The 17,798-nt window shown below is 38.5% G+C and carries 13 protein-coding genes and 1 other RNA gene; 6 read left to right on the forward strand and 8 right to left on the reverse strand.

The genetic code is table 11. The features are described 5' to 3' along the window. The first annotated feature begins 47 nt into the window (after positions 1-47). The 6 genes from WBW42_RS08100 to WBW42_RS08125 all read left to right on the forward strand — a co-directional run bounded on the left by WBW42_RS08100 (position 48) and on the right by WBW42_RS08125 (position 4,915). Positions 48-1,394, forward strand: a complete 1,347-nt coding sequence (locus WBW42_RS08100; protein ID WP_032057739.1) for an OprD family outer membrane porin — start codon at positions 48-50, stop codon at positions 1,392-1,394. A 644-nt stretch (positions 1,395-2,038) separates the two neighbouring features. Further along, the gene (locus tag WBW42_RS08105; protein ID WP_032057740.1) at positions 2,039-2,323 is read left to right on the forward strand and encodes a hypothetical protein; all 285 of its coding nucleotides are present in this window, start codon (positions 2,039-2,041) and stop codon (positions 2,321-2,323) included. A 194-nt stretch (positions 2,324-2,517) separates the two neighbouring features. Beyond that, positions 2,518-3,072: a PAAR domain-containing protein gene (locus WBW42_RS08110; RefSeq protein WP_032057742.1), complete on the forward strand. Its 555-nt coding sequence runs from the start codon at positions 2,518-2,520 to the stop codon at positions 3,070-3,072. A gap of 17 nt (positions 3,073-3,089) precedes the next feature. Continuing rightward, positions 3,090-3,788, forward strand: a complete 699-nt coding sequence (locus tag WBW42_RS08115) for a hypothetical protein (RefSeq protein WP_000919097.1) — start codon at positions 3,090-3,092, stop codon at positions 3,786-3,788. Between the two features lie 2 nt (positions 3,789-3,790). Continuing rightward, the gene (locus tag WBW42_RS08120; RefSeq protein WP_032057743.1) at positions 3,791-4,321 is read left to right on the forward strand and encodes a hypothetical protein; all 531 of its coding nucleotides are present in this window, start codon (positions 3,791-3,793) and stop codon (positions 4,319-4,321) included. A 111-nt stretch (positions 4,322-4,432) separates the two neighbouring features. Beyond that, a complete protein-coding gene (locus WBW42_RS08125) occupies positions 4,433-4,915 on the forward strand; it encodes a hypothetical protein (RefSeq protein ID WP_032057745.1) in 483 nt (160 codons plus the stop codon). Positions 4,916-5,016: 101 nt separating this feature from the next. On the opposite strand, the gene WBW42_RS08130 is transcribed toward WBW42_RS08125, so the two are convergent. The 8 genes from WBW42_RS08130 to WBW42_RS08165 form a co-directional block, all read right to left on the reverse strand. Next, positions 5,017-5,478 carry a hypothetical protein gene (locus WBW42_RS08130; protein WP_032057746.1) on the reverse strand — a complete coding sequence of 154 codons (462 nt, stop codon included), beginning with the start codon at positions 5,476-5,478 and terminating at the stop codon, positions 5,017-5,019. 27 nt (positions 5,479-5,505) lie between these two features. After that, entirely contained in the window at positions 5,506-7,944 is a 2,439-nt protein-coding gene (locus WBW42_RS08135) for a restriction endonuclease subunit S (protein ID WP_163114355.1), read from the reverse strand. Between the two features lie 15 nt (positions 7,945-7,959). Further along, a complete protein-coding gene (locus WBW42_RS08140) occupies positions 7,960-9,435 on the reverse strand; it encodes a type I restriction-modification system subunit M (RefSeq protein WP_032057655.1) in 1,476 nt (491 codons plus the stop codon). Between the two features lie 54 nt (positions 9,436-9,489). Further along, entirely contained in the window at positions 9,490-11,883 is a 2,394-nt protein-coding gene (hsdR, locus tag WBW42_RS08145; protein ID WP_032057657.1) for an EcoAI/FtnUII family type I restriction enzme subunit R, read from the reverse strand. A 227-nt stretch (positions 11,884-12,110) separates the two neighbouring features. Beyond that, positions 12,111-12,470: a transfer-messenger RNA gene (gene ssrA, locus WBW42_RS08150) on the reverse strand. A 160-nt stretch (positions 12,471-12,630) separates the two neighbouring features. Next, positions 12,631-14,616 carry a gamma-glutamyltransferase gene (ggt, locus tag WBW42_RS08155; protein ID WP_032057658.1) on the reverse strand — a complete coding sequence of 662 codons (1,986 nt, stop codon included), beginning with the start codon at positions 14,614-14,616 and terminating at the stop codon, positions 12,631-12,633. Between the two features lie 303 nt (positions 14,617-14,919). Further along, positions 14,920-16,443 (reverse strand): DHA2 family efflux MFS transporter permease subunit, encoded by a 1,524-nt coding sequence (locus WBW42_RS08160; protein ID WP_032057659.1) that lies wholly within the window; start codon positions 16,441-16,443, stop codon positions 14,920-14,922. Between the two features lie 6 nt (positions 16,444-16,449). Further along, the gene (locus WBW42_RS08165; RefSeq protein WP_005070833.1) at positions 16,450-17,601 is read right to left on the reverse strand and encodes an EmrA/EmrK family multidrug efflux transporter periplasmic adaptor subunit; all 1,152 of its coding nucleotides are present in this window, start codon (positions 17,599-17,601) and stop codon (positions 16,450-16,452) included. Positions 17,602-17,798 lie beyond the last annotated feature (197 nt).

Consider the following 17,798-nt stretch of genomic DNA (forward strand, 5'->3'; position numbering starts at 1 on the left):
CCAGCGTTAGGCAAAGGGCTTATTCATGCTTAAAAAAGGAATTTAAAATGAATAAATATTTGCTATGGGGCTGTATTGGTTTAGGCAGTGTGAGCAACGCTTATGCAGAGCTTCCTCAAGAATTTGGCAAGTTAGAATTAAAACTTAACACCCGCTACTGGAACGATGAAGGCACTGCCCACCCCACGCGTGCTAACCCTTCGCCTTCGTCGAGTGAATATGAACAAAGTGCTTTAGGGCTTGAGTTAAATTATCAGTCCCCCTACTTTTGGGACTGGCTTGGGGTAGATGGCTCACTCTATGCAGTCACCAAGTTATTTGACTCTGGCAAGCCTAGCGCTCAGCTTTTAGAGGTCGAAAATAACGGCAAGCTCGATCAAAACTTTGCGACTTTAGGTCAGCTCTACATCAAAGCAAAGCTCGGTGACAAAGGCGAAATTAAATTAGGTCGCCAATTGCAAGACTCGCTGTTACTTAAAAGCACCAATAACCGCGCAGTGCCTGACACTTTTTCAGGGGCAAGTGGTCAGTTTCAACTGAATGATCAGCTACAGACTTACATAGCCTACTATGACCGCTGGAAACCGCGCAGCATGGACTCATTTGAAAAACTGGTCACTGAAAATGACGAGCGCATTGATTATGTCGGTTTACTGGGTGCCAAATATCAGTACAAAAACTGGAGCGTAAATGCCGAATATTTAAACAGCAAAGATTATTTAAAAAAGTACGGGGCGATTGCTCAATATAAATTGCCTTTGCATGGCTTGGTGTGGACATTTAACACAGGTGCTTTTTTCTCGCGTGATGATGGCAAGCTGTTTAAATGCGGTGCCGAAACCGAGCTGGATTGTGTCAAAGGCCAAGACATTAACAACCGCGGGAATGGTTATTTTGTCGATGTAAATGTAGCCAAAAGTAATATTGAGGGCAGCATTGCCGTTTCAAAGTTTGATGGTTTTTGGATTGAAGATAACTTTGCCGTTCACTCCGCCCGCAATTCGGTTTTAACGCAAGACCACGGTACTAACCCGTTTCCGACCTCAGCGACCATTGGCCCTGACTTTACCAATAACGATGAAACCGCCGTTGCCCTTCGCCTGAAATATAACTTGAAAGACTATGTGAAAGGCTTAAAAACCGAAGCGAAGTATATTTATGGCTTTGGCGCTCACCAAAGTAACATTAGCAGTGATATTGAGGGTAAAGAGCGTTACTTTGATTTTACGGTGAGTTATGCCTTGCCGTGGGTGAAAAACCTAGATGTGCGTTATTCATTTTTGCATTATGAGTCGAAGTTTGAAAATGCAAACCTAGGTGAAAAAATAAATGGCATGACCCGTAAAGATTGGGACCAGCACCGAATATTTATTAATTACCGTTATACATTTTAAGAGCAAGTTAAACGTTTAGTTTAACTTTATTATATTTATTAATTCTCCGATTTAAATCGATAAACTTTTTAGTTTAATTAAAATATAAATTTATATTTTAATTTTTTATAATATTTTATTTAAATTGAATTGACCTGTTAAAAACTTATGATTATTATGGTCTCGCTGGCCTACATTGCCAGTCGGTTTTGACAGACCGAGTATACAGCGTATCAGGTTTATACTTCCTGAGTATCAGACTTGTGCGCAACCTGCACCTCCCCCTTACCGTTGCGGTAGGACGGGAGGGGGACGCGCTTGCGCGTGCTGGTGTATACCCAGTCTGTCAACCCCTTCTCGTTCTACCACCATAATCAATTGACGGTGATCTTTGGTGGTAGAGCTCCATAAATTTTAAGGAGTTGACCATGACCTTTTTTATATTAATCCCCTCTCCCTTATAAACTTTTTATTTATTTTAAATTTGGGTTTTTTATTATCTAAATTTTCAAATTTATAAATTATTTTTATTTTAAAATTTAAGTCATTTTATTTTATTGCTTTTATAGGCGGGTTAACTATTGCCTTTAAAAATGATTTTAAAACTTAAAATATAGCGGTTTATTTTTTCTCATTGATATATCCCCAATCATTACGAGAATAATATGAAATTTTATAAAACTATTTTGGTTTTAGGCCTCGTTGTCGGCGATTACAGCGTTTCGGGTTGTGACCTTCACACTCAGCAGGATTTTGAAAAAATTTGCCTGTCGGGTGGGCACAGCCAAGCTAGTTGCGACTGTATTTACCAACGGCTTGAACAAGTTTATTCGCCTAAGCTCATGCAACGTCTAGAACATGTCAGTTTGCAAAGTCCTGCTCTCCCACAGGACTTTGCCCCTACTTTTTTCAGTGTGATGCGGCGGTGCGATAAAGAAGACATGGGCTAAGCGTTTGGCTTAGCTCCCTTATCTCTGTGTCGCAATGGTGGATGACTTTAAATCAGCGCAAAAAATTAAAGTTCTGTTGCGGCACGGGGGCCTTGGAAAATAAGTTAACTCTACTGAACAATAAAACTATACAGTATTGTCTACCCTCTATTTGGTATGCTTTGGCCACTTCATAAAGATAAGAAGGAATAAGTTTGGCAACACCATATATAACAATAGGCTGCCCCACTAGTGGCGGTGGTCAAGTAATTTCAGGGAACAGCATATTCCTAATTGACGGGATTCCCGTTGCTTGCGTCGGTGACAAAGCTACTTGCCCAACTCATAAAGTTGTTGCAACTATTGTGTCAGGCGACCCGTATATGCAAATCTTTGGTAAAGCTGCTGCGCGTGTTAACGACTCTCTTTCCTGTGGCTGTAAATTACTACCTCAACAAAACCTAGTAGTTCAAGACAATGGTGGTGGTTCGGCTCAAAGTTCGCCAGCGAGTAAAGCTCAAACTCAAGATAGCTTTGTAGAAGACAAGTTAAAAGACATTCATAAAATTCAATTTAAGCTTGTTGATGATGAGACTAAAAAGCCACTCACTGAACTTATGTATGAAATTTATAGTAAAGATAAAGGGCAACTGCTTGTACAAGGCTACACTGATAAAAGCGGATTAACGGCGCTTTATGAAAGCAACTATACAGCCGAATCTGTAGAAGTAATTTTAGTGGACTTATCGAAGCCAATTGAACCTATTTAGAATTATTGGAAGTTTTTATGGCTGGCTCTCAAAGAGAAATAAACACAAATTTAGGTCGAATAATTTTTCATTCAAACTATGATACTAAACCCGCAAATGTTGAAATTGATCTTAAAAGCACAACCAACATGTGCGTCTCAAAAGATGAAGGTTATCTAACAGCGTGTGAAGGTTGGCAAAACTTAGTACCTGTAAAAAAAATAGTTCCTTACACGTTTGGAATGAAACAAGCCCATTGGGACCATGTTAAAGAAAGACAACCCTTTGAATATGACATGGCTTTGCATTTTGGTTTGCAGTTCGATTTGCGTGAAATTGAAAAAGCTACACCTGGTTTAATTTATACAGAATATTTTCATACACTGATGTACCTACGCTTTGCATCTTACATAACAGATGTCGCAACAAGTCGAGCAGGTAAAGCCCTATTTGAACTTGCTAAAGATGTGTTTGAAATCAGAGCTGCTGCTAACTATAAAGATATACCAGAAATTGTAAAACTTGCTCCTACTGGTATGGGTTTATTTGATAAGGCCAGATATGTAGGACTTGCTGAAGCAGTCAAACTCAATAGAGGTCCTTTTTACATAGATCAAGTAATGTATGAAGTAGTCTTCGGTAATCGAAAAAAATGGAATAGGCAGGCTTATAATCTTGCTGTTGCTGAATATGGTTATGTGCGACCGTTGTCTGAAATGAGAAAAATGGGTGATTAATTGTGAAGTCTAAACTTTGTATTATTTTAATGTCTCTTTTGACAGTAGCGTGTAGCCAAGCAAACACGCCCAAGAAGGATGTAATTACTGAAGCTGATGTAACCCAAGCAAGCGAAGCATCTCTGTATGCTCAGTTTAATCAGCTTTATTACACAAAGTTCTTGTATAAAGCAGCATACAATGAAGCTGACAAGGTAACTGAAACTAATGATCAATTGCTAAGTTATGCCACTTTTTTAATGCATGCAGTAAATACAACATACGATTCTTTAAATTTAAAGCTTAATGATGACCTAGATTTAATGGCTTCAGGCAAAAAAAGTAAGATGTCAATTGATGCTTTAGATTCATTATGTGTAAGTAATAAATACATCGAAAAATATATAAAACTGAAAGAAAAAAACGGGAGCAAAGTTTCTGCTGAAGCTAAAGAACTATCTAAAGAGGCTTTGGCCCTTCAACCGAAAATTGAAAAAATCATAATGAAAACCGATTCACCATTAAATGATATTGAATGTAAAAAATTAAAGTAAGCTAGAGAAAGCCCTGATTGTTCAGGGCTTTTTCTAAAGTGATTTAACGTAAATTACCCCAACTGATTCAAATAATAAAAACAACTCAGAGAACCTTCGGAGATCTGCACAATGTTAGTAAACAGAACTTATGTTAAATTTATCTGTGCCCTTCTGTTTATGCTTTTCATGAATGGTTGTGCAAATTCCCAGATAAATAGCGATAGAGAAGCTTTAGTTAATGCAGGGCGTGGCGCCGTCAATGTAATAATTACAAATTACCGAGTGTACAGATATGCCCTTCAAGAAAAAAATAGTGATGTCACAAAATCATTAGTTTATGCAACATTAACAAATGCAAATATATTAAAGGCTTTTGAAGAAGAAGCTGGAAATGGTTATATTATTGAAGAAAGTTTGAATACTCGTAAGTTGAATGAAATCTGCTGGATGGCGAAATTTGTACGTAAAACTAAAGATGTAATCTCACCCAAAGAACAAGATCACTATAAAGATATTTATGCTTGGTTAAATAACAAAGAACAAGCTTGGGTTAAGAAAATAAATTCTTCCTATACTAAAGATGAATTAGGACCTGACGATTGCCGTAAATAATGAGTAAATTAAAAAAGCCATTTATCATAAATGGCTTTTTTATTGAGAATTTTTTGAGTACCAATTCCCTAGAGATAAAATAATATGAATTAGTGAGTTAACTACAGTGCTACTAAATGAAGTAACTTTATAACTAGTCCATAACTGACCTGACTAATTACATAAATTCTATTATCAAAAGTGGGACTGAGCGTCTTTACTGGAGCCCTCAAGACAGTTGTATTAGGTAATTTATGTATAGGGTGTGGATATATGTGCCCTCCCTTTTCACTGTCCTTTATATTCTCAACTAATGAATTAAGCTCACCATCTTTACAAAGATTGTTTTCAACTACCTTCTCATTTATATAAAAAGTAGGAGCAGTGTCATTTAATAAAATTCCAATTTCATTCCCGTTTTTAAAGCGATAACAAACCGTTACCCGTCCATTCTCTGGAGTGTTAGCAACTAAAGGAATAGCAACTAAAGAAGACTCGATAAACCGTAGAATATCTTCTTGATATTTATCTACTTCAAAAGATTGAACTCTTCCATATTTATCTCTAAATGAAGTCCACAACATTTTCGTCTTACTCGATTTATATCTTATTTAAAGCTGCGGTATAACTGAATATTGATGCATCCACTTATAACCAGTTAGTACTTCAGCTTTACTAAATCGTTTCTTCTCTTCAGACCAAGTATAAAAGTCCTTTAGAAGCTGCTCCTCAGTAACAGATAACTTTTTCTCTAATAAACGTAACCAACAAGCAAAAAGGGTTGCTACGATTTCTATATGATCAGACTTACTTGCTCTAAAAAGTCCTATTAAGTCATAAATCTCAGATACATCTTCAGCAAAATACCTATTAAATGCTGATCTATGATCATTACATCTACTGAGAGGTTTGTACTTTAAGTCTCGCTTAGGATCATAACTAAACCATTCACGATTTTTGAACTCTTTATCTAAATAACGTGCCATAGCTGGATCATATGGACCAGCGGCATGTTGTTTAAAATCAGCAGCCAAATCCATATGCTTTAACTGTTGGCATAAGTAGACCAACTTTTGCAATTTTAAATGACCAAAGGTTGGCTCTGTATGCAATTGAAACGTGATTTCAGCCGCTAAAGACAAAAGTTTTATATCATCTTCACCACTATCATCTGCAAACAAATCAATCTGATCCGCACTTTTTTGTCTCGATTGTTTAATAACCTCAATTGGCTTTTTAAACTGGGCAATGTTATCTGCAACTTCAAACTTACTTTTATCGTTTGAATCAATCATGGCATTAGCGACCAAACTATCCGCTAAATAAATTTTTGTTCTTTGTAATTTACCTTGAAGTATTTGTAGTTGCTCAATCATGGAAAAGAGTTGCTTTACTTTTTCAACGATACGCTTTTGTTCTTCAATAGGAGGCAGAGGTATTTTGGTCTGTAATACTGTTGAAGTATTTAATTCAATTTGATTTGTAGTGCCCGTTGCTGAACTTTCTAAATCTTTTTGAATATAAGGGCTACGAATAACCAAATAGATGTAATCAGAGATATTACCTAATGTTCTCACTACTGTAACATGACTATCAGCAACAATATCTTGATACTCATTAACCTGAAAAAATAAGCTGGCACGACCAATAGTGCCAGTTCCTGTAGAATTCCATAAAATATCGCCATCTTTTAGAAAACGGACTTTCTCATAATTTTCTAAGCTTTTAGGATCAATAAATCTTGCTGGGCTAATATCTAGACCATTCCAACGCACACACTTTTGTGAAATTACAATTTTATTAGATTTTTCTGTATATTTAGGGCTCTTCCCCCTTTGAATATATGCACTTAAGTCTTGTAAATATACCCACTTCCAATTGTTAGGAATTTGAAATGGTTCCATAAACTCAGGTAAAAGCTTAGATTTCTTAATCAGCCCATCTTTTACCAACTTATTTTTCTCTTCAGTAATTTGTTTTAGCAACTCACTTGCTGGCTCATCATTTGGATCTTGTTTTACCAACTTACCCATCACAGCCAACTGCAAAATCGTTTGTTTTAACTGTTCAATACTGTATTCAGTAGTAAATAGCAGATCAAAGTTTTCTGAAATACGTTGCCAATTCTGTTGGAACTCATCAATATCAGATGAATTAGTCAAAAAATTCAGTAACGTATCAACTAATTGATCATGTGCGTCAGAGCCTAAATTTTGCTGTTGTTCAAGTTGATCACAAAGTTGCATCAGCTCATCGACTTTTTCAACGATACGCTTTTGTTCTTCAATAGGAGGCAGAGGTATTTTGGTCTGTAATACTGTTGAAGTATTTAATTCAATTTGATTTGTAGTGCCCGTTGCTGAACTTTCTAAATCTTTTTGAATATAAGGGCTACGAATAACCAAATAGATGTAATCAGAGATATTACCTAATGTTCTCACTACTGTAACATGACTATCAGCAACAATATCTTGATACTCATTAACCTGAAAAAATAAGCTGGCACGACCAATAGTGCCAGTTCCTGTAGAATTCCATAAAATATCGCCATCTTTTAGAAAACGGACTTTCTCATAATTTTCTAAGCTTTTAGGATCAATAAATCTTGCTGGGCTAATATCTAGACCATTCCAACGCACACACTTTTGTGAAATTACAATTTTATTAGATTTTTCTGTATATTTAGGGCTCTTCCCCCTTTGAATATATGCACTTAAGTCTTGTAAATATACCCACTTCCAATTGTTAGGAATTTGAAATGGTTCCATAAACTCAGGTAAAAGCTTAGATTTCTTAATCAGCCCATCTTTTACCAACTTATTTTTCTCTTCAGTAATATTTTCTATAAGTATATTAACTGGTTGATCTTGTATATTTTGGGGCAATAGTTTTCCACGAATTGCCAAGTCTAAAATCAACTCTCGAAGTTTTTGCACACCATAAATTGAATTACTAGAATCTGAACTACGTCCACGCCCTGACTTCTTCTCAGTTTCTGCTGTTAACCAAATATCTAAATGCTCAGTAATGAGTTTTTTAATGACTATCATCTTACTCATCCCGAACTATTGACCTAAAGCTTCATCTAAAACTGCTTTTAATTGCTGGCGAATTTTAGCAACCTCAACGTTAAGACTCTCATACTTAGCTAAAAGCTCTTTAGGGTCTTTTACATCTTCTTCAACCTGATGAGGATTTTTTATATCAAGGTTATAACCGCGATCAATAATATCTTGAAGTGATACTTTCCATGCTTGTTCATTTGCTACACGACTAGCAAAACCCTCACTTTCTTTCCCCCACCATGCTTTTAAAGTATCAAACTCTTTTAGTTGTAAAGGTTTGGTTTTGTTATAGGCTTTAACACCCGGTGGTAATTGATGCTCATAGAACCATACATGTTCTGTTTTCTTACCCTTAGTAAAGAATAAAATATTGGTACTAATGGGGGTATAAGGTGCGAATACAGACTTAGGTAAACGGACAATCGTATGTAGATTACAATCTTCCATTAATTTTTCTTTAATGGCTGTTTTAATGCCCTCACCAAACATAAAACCATCAGGCAATACTACTGCTGCACGACCATGCGCTTTTAAGAGCTGAATGATCAACACCATAAATAAATCAGCTGTTTCGCGAGTCTGGAATTTTGAAGGGAAATTCTTTTCAATGCCTTGTTCTTCCGTCCCCCCAAAGGGTGGATTAGTCAGAATTACATCTACACGTTTATTTTTATCCCAGTAGTTTAGAGAGTAAGAGAGCGTATTATCTCTACGGATTTGTACAGGTACATCAATACCATGCAAAATCATATTTGTTGTACATAACAAATGCGGTAAAGGTTTTTTTTCAATTCCGTAAATACTACTTTGTAAAACTTTTTCGTCTTCAACAGTTTGAACATAGTTTTCACGTTTGTGCTCAATTGCAGAAGTAAGGAATCCACCTGTACCGCACGCTGGATCAAGTACAGATTCACTTAACTGAGGATCAACAATCTGTGCCATAAAAGTGGTGACTGCACGCGGAGTATAGAACTCCCCTGAGTTCTTAGCTGCTTGCAAATCACGCAATAATTGTTCGTAAATATCTCCAAAGGCATGACGCTCTTTAGATTTATTAAAATCGAATCCTTTCTGTATTTGATTAATGACTTTACGAATCAAACCACCAGATTTCATATAGTTATATGCATCAGAAAATACATTTTGTACTACACGAGCGCGTGGATCATCATTTTCAACAGCTAAATTTTGTAATGCTGGAAATAATTCATTATCAATAAAATTTTTAAGCTCATCTCCTGTCATCCCCTCATCATTAGCAGCCCAATTACGCCAACGAAATTTTTCAGGAATCGGAGATTTAAAAGTTTGTCCTTCCAATAAAGCTAAAGTTGCCAATTCATTTTCTCGGTCATCAACAACTTTAAGGAACAACATCCACACCAACTGCCCAAGGCGTTGTACATCACCATCAACGCCTACGTCTTCACGCATGGTATCTTGAATGGATTTAATTGTTCCTGAAATGCTCATATTACAACTGCATTAGATTTTAAAAATTTGGTGGCAATTGTACCAATCAGACCATTAAGATGCATCATTATATAAATAATCTCCTAATTCTTTTAAAGCATTTGTATATGCTTCAACCGATCCAAATGACTGAATAATTTCAATGATTGATCCCATTTGATTAAATGGAGGAATTTGTAAAATCTTTACATCCTCAATTGGCTCAATACCCTGATCAGCATATTTATCTAATAATGCATCTAAAACTTGGCGAGCTTGCTCATTATATTTCGTGAAATAGTTACGTTTGCGAACATTGTTAGCACGTTCTTTTTTAGTTAATGCAGGTTGGTCAAAAGCAATGTGGCAAATCATATCGAAAGGATCAAAATCTTTACCAACCTCATCCTCTAATGCTTCAAAAATTACGCCTTGCTTTTTGAACTCATCAATAATTAGTGATTTTTTATCGGCACCTTTCCATTTTCTTAAAAATGCATCTAGTGATTCATAATCCTTTAAAATATGTTGGCGTGTATAATCTTTCAAAGACTCAGTAACTAATTTCCCATCATTATCATAGAACTGAACTCGTTCCCCAATCACGTTAACTGAGACATCATTTACATAAAATTTTCTTGGTAATTCTCCACCGCCCCCGCCAGTATCATCACCACCAGAAGTACCGCCTATTGTTGAATCGTCATCAGAATCATCTATATCATCTTCCTTATCTGTATCCTCTTCGTCACCTATATCTGTATCATCAGGTGGTACGATAGGTTCATCAGGTTTTGGTTCATAAATAACAACCGGTTCCCCATCAAAAGCTGGATCACTAAAAAGTTCTGTCGCTTTTTTAAAATCCATAATCGTGAACCACGTTTTTCCAAACTCTTCATTAATACGTGTACCTCGACCAATCATCTGTTTAAATTCAGTCATCGACTTAATATGCTGATCAAGTACGATCAATTTACAGGTCTCAGAATCTACACCTGTAGTCATTAATTTAGATGTTGTTGCTATGACAGGATATCGTTCTTCAGGATTAATAAAATTATCTAATTCAGCTTTACCCTCTTTATCATCACCTGTAATTTTCATGACAAATTTATAGTTTTCTTTGATTCGTTCAGGATTCAAATTAACTAGAGCTTCTCGCATACGTTCTGCATGGTCAATATCATCACAAAACACAATTGTCTTTGCATAAGGATCCGTATTAACTAAAAACTCTGTAATTTTTTTAGCAACAAGTTCTGTTCGCTTTTTTAAAACAAGTCCCTTGTCCATATCTTTTAAATTGTAAATACGATCTGTAATTTCATATCCATGCAGATCTTTCTTGCCTTTTTCTGGACGCCACCCTTGTAAATCTTTATCTATATCGATACGGATAACTTTATAAGGTGCAAGAAAACCATCTTGAATCCCCTGTTTTAATGTATAGGTATAAACTGGATCGCCAAAATATGTAATATTTGATGTATCTTTTGTCTCTTTTGGAGTAGCGGTTAAACCAACATGAGTAGCAGAACTAAAATATTCTAAAATTTCGCGCCAAGCGGAATCCTCATTAGCACTACCACGATGACATTCATCAATGATAATTAAGTCAAAGAATTCAGGAGTAAACTGTTTATAGATATTTTTTTCTTCTTCTGAACCAGTCACTGCTTGATAAAGTGAAAGATAGATTTCATAACTCTTATCAATCATTCTCTTTGATATTTTTGTCATTTTCTGACCGAAAGGTTTGAAATCTTTATTCTTAGTTTGGTCTACTAAAATATTTCGATCTGCTAAAAATAAAATCCTTTTTTTAGCGCCAGCCTTCCATAGCCTCCATATAATTTGAAAAGCTGTATAGGTTTTACCTGTACCTGTTGCCATCACAAGTAAAATACGATTTTGACCACGTGCAATTGCCTCAATAGTTTTATTAATCGCATTTACTTGATAATAACGTGGTATACGCCCTGAACCATCATCATAATATGGGTATTCAACAATTTGCTTTGACTCTGGCGTTGTTAATCCCTTATGTTGCTCATAAAGTTTCCATAGATGTTCTGGTGAAGGAAACTCATCTAATCCTAATTCTTGTTCAACTTTTCCAAATAATCCTGTTTGATCGTGGAATAAGAATCCATCTCCATTACTCGAAAAAATAAAAGGCACTTGTAAGCAATCTGCATAGGCTAAAGCCTGTTGCATACCAGCTCCAACACTATGATTGTTATCTTTAGCTTCAATAACTGCTAAAGGGATATTTTTTTTATAATAAAGAACATAGTCAGCACGTTTACGCTCACCACGAGTATGCAATTTTCCCCGCACCATAATTTGGCCATTGGTAAAAGTAACTTCTTCACGAATTTGATGCGCTGTCCAACCTGCTTGTTCTAAAGCTGGATTAATAAATTTACTGCATATATCTCGCTCAGATAATTTCTTTTTATCCATGCCAATGAACCATTTTATTTAATAATTAAAATAAGAATAATAAAATTCAAAGATTTTTCATACTAAAAAGTTTTTATATATCAATAGTTATTATTTTGGGGTTTTAAGAAATATTAAATTAAATAATTTTTGAAGAGTAATTCTTATATTCAAATCACATCATTTATTAGTAAACAGTTATTAATAAAAAACCCCGAAACTTTCGTTTCAGGGCTTTTCACGAATCTTGGTGGAGATGGCGGGAGTTGAACCCGCGTCCGCCAGCACTACGCTCGAGAATACTACATGCTTAGATATCGTCTATTGTTTTAACACCAAGTGACCCGACGAACAGGGTACAAGGTGCGATCCTCTAAGTTTGGTATAAAGCCCCGAGGCTTGACTCTATACGGACTTGTGTGCGTGCGCTACGGTCGGGTTCCTAAACCACAAGTATTCTAGGAAGCGGACAAACTGCCCTTAGGCAGCTAGAGCGTAAGTTTCGTCGTTTGCGACTATTAAAATGCAAATTTTATTTACGAGAGAAAATGCGCTCTCGGCATGCATCTATGAGTTTCATCACCGGCGTCGAAGCCAATAACATCCCCATGAATGTCTGAACATCATAGCATAACTAAAATAAAATGCTGTGCAATTTATCAACAGTCTGCTACTGATGAACATATTTACATAATGGAGAGCCTTTTGTTTTTTTCAAGGGCCACATAAAAAAGCTGCCAAAAATGACAGCTTTTTTTAAAGTGTGGTCTATAAGGCTCCATTGCCTAACACAATACCTTCACGGCGTGGGTCTACCCCACCTGCATATTTGCTTTGATTATTGATATTTACTTTCATAATCGTTGAAATACCACTGGTTTGTGCAGTGTTAGAGATACCATGCCCTTTTGCTTTTAAGCCTTCAATTAGGTCAACTAAGGAAAGCTGTACATTCGAGCTATCTACATTGGTGTTTTTGCTATTGGTCGCACCAAAGTTAACAAGCGAAGTCGCCTGCTGTGCATTTAAGTTCCAATCCAGTGCCCCCACCAATGTTTTAACCACATATTGAATGATCGTGCCGCCGCCTGGTGAACCTGTTGCCATATAAAACTCATCTGGCGTCGTGCCTTTAAACACTAAAGTTGGCGCCATGGTACTGCGTGGGCGTTTGCCACCTTCCACACGGTTGGCAACCAGTGCTCCCGTGCTGTCTAGCGGGTTCGCACTAAAGTCAGTTAACTGGTTCGATAGCAAGAAACCATCCACCATGTGGAATGACCCCATGCTCGATTCAACAGTTGATGTCATTGAAACCACATTGCCATAGGCATCTACAATCGTAAACTGAGTTGTGCCATGTTCAACAGTGGTGTCCACACCCGAAGCTATATTGAAATTACCTGCTGGTGCTACGCCCATACTTTGGTTCGGGTTAATCAGTGCGGCACGTTGTTTCAGGTAATTTTTATCAATAAAACTTGGAATACCCTGTGCTGGTAAAGCAACAAAGTCAGTATCTGCTACATATTTGTCACGGTCTGCGTAGGCCAAACGCTCTGCTTCAGACACTAAATGCACGCCCATCACATCAGGTACACCGCCTTCATTTTCAGGGTTTTTAGGTGGGTACAGCGACATATCAAAGTTTTCTAAAATACCTAGCGTTTGCGCAACCGCAATCCCTCCTGACGATGGAGGCGGCATGGTACATACATAGTAACGGTCACGGTATGTCGTACAAATCGGGTCGCGTTTTTTCACCTGATAGTTCGATAAATCCTGCAAGGTCATCAAACTTGGGGTAATTGGAGTTTTTGCTGGGTCATCACCTACCGTTTGACCTGCTTTTGCCACAATGGCTTGCGCAATCGGCCCAGTGTGTAGTGCATTTGCGCCTTCCGTGGCAAGTGCTTCAAGTGTTCTGGCATAGGCCTTATTGGTCATGGTCTCACCCACTTTACGAGGTGATCCATCTGGGTAGAAATAGGTCGCCATTGCATTTGCATCGAGCGCTAAATTGTTTGCATTGCTTGCAATGGCATCTGCCAAACGCCCCGGAATGCGGAATCCGTTGTCAGCCAAACCAATCGCTTCACCAAAAAGTTTGTTCCACTTAAGTTTGCCATGCTCTTTTTGTGCTTGTTCAAGCAAACGCATCACACCCGGTACACCAATCGAGCGACCACTACGGCGGGCACTTGGTACTGGTGCAGGTGAATTTGGGTCATATATATCTTGGCGAATTAAATAATATTCGTTGGCTGCCGCTGGTGCGGTTTCACGGCCATCATAGGCAGTGACTTGCTTGGTTTTGGCATCGTAATACATCATAAAACCACTACCGGCAATGGTACTCGACTGTGGCTCGACCAAACCAAGCACGGCTTGTACTGCTACGGCTGCATCAACTGCACTACCGCCTGCTCTTAAAACATCACAACCTGCTTTTACCGCAAGTGGCGTGTTGGCCACCACCATATATTTATCTGCGTATTTAACCGTGTTACCAAGTCTATAACCCGATGCACCCTCTGGTGCGGCTGGGTCACCATTTTGGTTTGAACCAACCACTACGCTTGAACCGTCTTGTGCCAGTTTGCTACAACTGGTCGGGTCATTATCAACAATTAAATTGGGCGGGGTTGTATTTGAATCATCCTTGAGCTGATCTGACGAGGAGTCATCTCCACATCCTTGTAATAAACCGACTGCTAATAAACTACTGAACAAAAATGAATATCTTTTATTCACGTGATAACTCCAATATATACGCCTGCCTATCCATGCAATTGCCATGCAAGCTTCTTTGTTTTCAGGTCTTCAGTTTTTTAATCTTTGATAAAAATAAAGTTTTAATAATATTAAATGATTGAGGGTGTTTATTTTGTGCTCTGAGTGATGTCTCCTTGTTTGTTATCACACTCTTTTATAACTGATTTGTCCAATTCTGGCATGCTTTATTTCTTTAAATACAGGCAAAATCTGCTATTTATAAATCTGCTCATTTTGTAGTAAGCCTAAAAAAAGCACCTCCGAAGAGATGCTTTTTTGTGTTTAGTGAGAAGGCATGCCGCTGACCTGCTTGGGTTTTGGACACAGCCAAATGACCAGCCCTGCAAAGACAAACACAATCGCAAATAGCAAAAACACATGATTTGCCGACATGGTAATGGCTTCTTTATCGACTAGATTTGAAATAATTCCGAGCGTCGAATCAGCCGTAAACCCATTTTGCAAAAGTGTGTTTTGTACTTCAGTCGTATGCAGGTTTGACACCATTTCACTACGGGCAACTTTGGCATGGTCGTCCCATACGGTGACTGCAATTGAAGCGCCAATCGCCCCTGCCATGGTTCTTAAAAAGTTCATAAGACCCGCAGCAGATGCAATTTCTTGCTGGAGTACCGAACCAAGTGCAATATTCGACAGTGGAATAAAGAAAAATGGCACAGCAAAACCTTGTAAGATTTGAGGCCAAGCCAACGCCATAAAGTCGGCATCTGTGGTCCAGAATGCTCGCATTAAGGTCACAGCACCCAACAAAATCAAACCAAAACTTGCCAGTGCGCGTGGGTCATGTTTGGTCGAGAGCTTTGCCACAATCGGTGACATGGTCAAACTACCAAAGCCCATGGTTGCGGTTAAATATCCGGCCCATGTTGCGGTGTAGGAAAGGTTCATTTGCAGCCACTGGGGAATCAGTACAATACTGCCAAAGAATGCGCCAAAACCAAGTGACAAGGCCAGTACCGAAATGGCAAAGCCCCTATGCCTAAAGACTTTGACGTCTACGACGGGATGTTTGTCGGTCAGCTCCCATATCAGGAACACCACAAAGCCAATGGCGGCAGTTAAAGCTAAAACGATAATGCTGGTGCTGTTAAACCAGTCGCGTTCGTGCCCTAAGTCAAGCATGAGCTGTAGCGCACCAATCCAGAGAATTAACAAGCCTAAACCGACCGTATCGATTCTTAAAGAAATCGTTTCTGTTTCAGCCACTCTTAACAAGCGCATTGCCGCTAAAACACAAATAATCCCAACAGGTAAGTTAATAAAGAAAATCCAGTGCCAAGATAGGTTGTCACTAATCAGACCACCCAAAATTGGTCCTAAGATTGGTCCAACAACGGTAGTCATGGCCCATAGACCCATCGCCTGTGCATGCTTTTCTTGAGGGAAAATACGCATGAGCAAGGTTTGACTGAGTGGCATAAGCGGGCCACCGCATAGACCTTGTCCAATACGGAAAAACACCAGCATCCCTAACGAGTTTGCTAGTCCACACAAGAAAGAAAAAATGGTAAAACCAATCAGACCAAAAATAAAAACCCGAACGGTTCCAAAGCGACCCGCAAGCCACCCTGTTAAAGGTACACAAATCGCTTCTGCAACAGCATACGACGTAACAACCCATGTTCCTTGTGTACTTGAAACGGCAAGGTTACCGGTAATGTGCGGTACAGATACGTTGGCAATGGTCGTATCGAGCACGACCATAAAGTTCGACAAGGCAATAACAAACGCTGCCAGTATTAAACGGCCACCGCTTAGTTCGGCAAAAGGTGTTTGCGTTTTCATAAGCGTTTACTTCGCAGATAAGTCGACTTTTGCTTCCATCGACAAGCCGACACGCAGTGGGTGTTCAGCAAGTTCTTTCGGATCAAGTGCAATACGAACCGGTAAGCGTTGAACCACTTTAATCCAGTTACCTGTTGCGTTTTGAGCCGGAATTAAGGCAAAGGCAGAGCCTGTACCACCAGAGAAGCCCATCACTTTGCCGTGATATTCAACGTCATCACCATATAAATCTGAAGTAAGCGTGACTTCCTGACCCGGACGGACTTTTTTCAACTGACTTTCTTTAAAGTTCGCATCTACATATAAATCGTTAAGCGGCACAATCATCATCATGCTGGTGCCCGGTGCAACACGTTGACCCACTTGAATATTACGACGCGTAACCACACCATCGACTGGCGCACGAATCACGGTACGTTCCAAATCAAGCTGAGCTTGTTCAACATGGGCTTGTGCAACTTGTACATCAGGTGTTGAAGTTTCGCTTACACCCTGAATTAACGCTTCGTTTGCAGCTAAAGTACTTTCGGCAGCTTTACGACTCGAAGAGGCTTGCGCTAAACCAGCTTTGGCAAGCTCTAGCCCTGCTTTGGCTGTTTCGACTGCACTTTGTGCCTTAGTGAGTTCTTCTTTAGACACTGCACCAGAGGCAGCAAGCTGCGCACGGCGGTTGAGTTCTAAAGCAGCTTTGTCATAGTCTGCCTGTGCTTGAGCAACTTGTGCTTTGGCACTGTTAATTTCGTCAGCACGCACCACAACTTGAGAGTTTAAAGAACTACTGTTTGCCGCAGTTTGTTTGTATTGGCGTTTTGCTTTGGCAAGTTCTGCCTCAGCTTGAGCTAATGCAATTTTGGCATCACGGTCATCAATACGAACCAGCACGTCACCACGATGTACCGTTTGGGTATCTTTTACGACAACCTGAGCGACCTGTCCGCTTACCATTGAAGTAATTTGCGCGGTTTCTGCACCGACATAGGCATTATCCGTACTCACGGAATTATTTAAAAATAATGCCCAGATTGCATACAAAATAGCGGCGATCAATAAAATCAGCGCAAAAAAACCAAGAAATTTTTTGCGCTTGTTTTGATTGTTTTCATCCGAGGCAGATGTTGTTGGCACTGTTTCTTGTACATTGCTTTGTGCATCAGTCATGGTATGTTCCTAAAGATGAGTTGGCTTTGCCATCAATCTCGCACTACACCTTGTTATAGAGTTTTTATTTTTCTATAAACAAGACATACCGCATTGTCAAAGGAGCTAATTTTAACGCTAAAACCTCATAATATGAGAATAAAAATTTATAACTCATGCGTTCGTTCTAATTAAATTAATGTTTATCTCAAAGTTTT

The organism is Acinetobacter sp. LT1, assembly GCF_059800965.1.

Coding starts and splice junctions, on each gene's coding strand:
- WBW42_RS08100 (WP_032057739.1), top strand. CDS start 48: ATGAATAAATATTTGCTATGGGGCTGTATTGGTTTAGGCAGTGTGAGC.
- WBW42_RS08105 (WP_032057740.1), top strand. CDS start 2,039: ATGAAATTTTATAAAACTATTTTGGTTTTAGGCCTCGTTGTCGGCGAT.
- WBW42_RS08115 (WP_000919097.1), top strand. CDS start 3,090: ATGGCTGGCTCTCAAAGAGAAATAAACACAAATTTAGGTCGAATAATT.
- WBW42_RS08125 (WP_032057745.1), top strand. CDS start 4,433: ATGTTAGTAAACAGAACTTATGTTAAATTTATCTGTGCCCTTCTGTTT.
- WBW42_RS08130 (WP_032057746.1), bottom strand. CDS start 5,478: ATGTTGTGGACTTCATTTAGAGATAAATATGGAAGAGTTCAATCTTTT.
- WBW42_RS08135 (WP_163114355.1), bottom strand. CDS start 7,944: ATGATAGTCATTAAAAAACTCATTACTGAGCATTTAGATATTTGGTTA.
- WBW42_RS08140 (WP_032057655.1), bottom strand. CDS start 9,435: ATGAGCATTTCAGGAACAATTAAATCCATTCAAGATACCATGCGTGAA.
- hsdR (WP_032057657.1), bottom strand. CDS start 11,883: ATGGATAAAAAGAAATTATCTGAGCGAGATATATGCAGTAAATTTATT.
- WBW42_RS08160 (WP_032057659.1), bottom strand. CDS start 16,443: ATGAAAACGCAAACACCTTTTGCCGAACTAAGCGGTGGCCGTTTAATA.
- WBW42_RS08165 (WP_005070833.1), bottom strand. CDS start 17,601: ATGACTGATGCACAAAGCAATGTACAAGAAACAGTGCCAACAACATCT.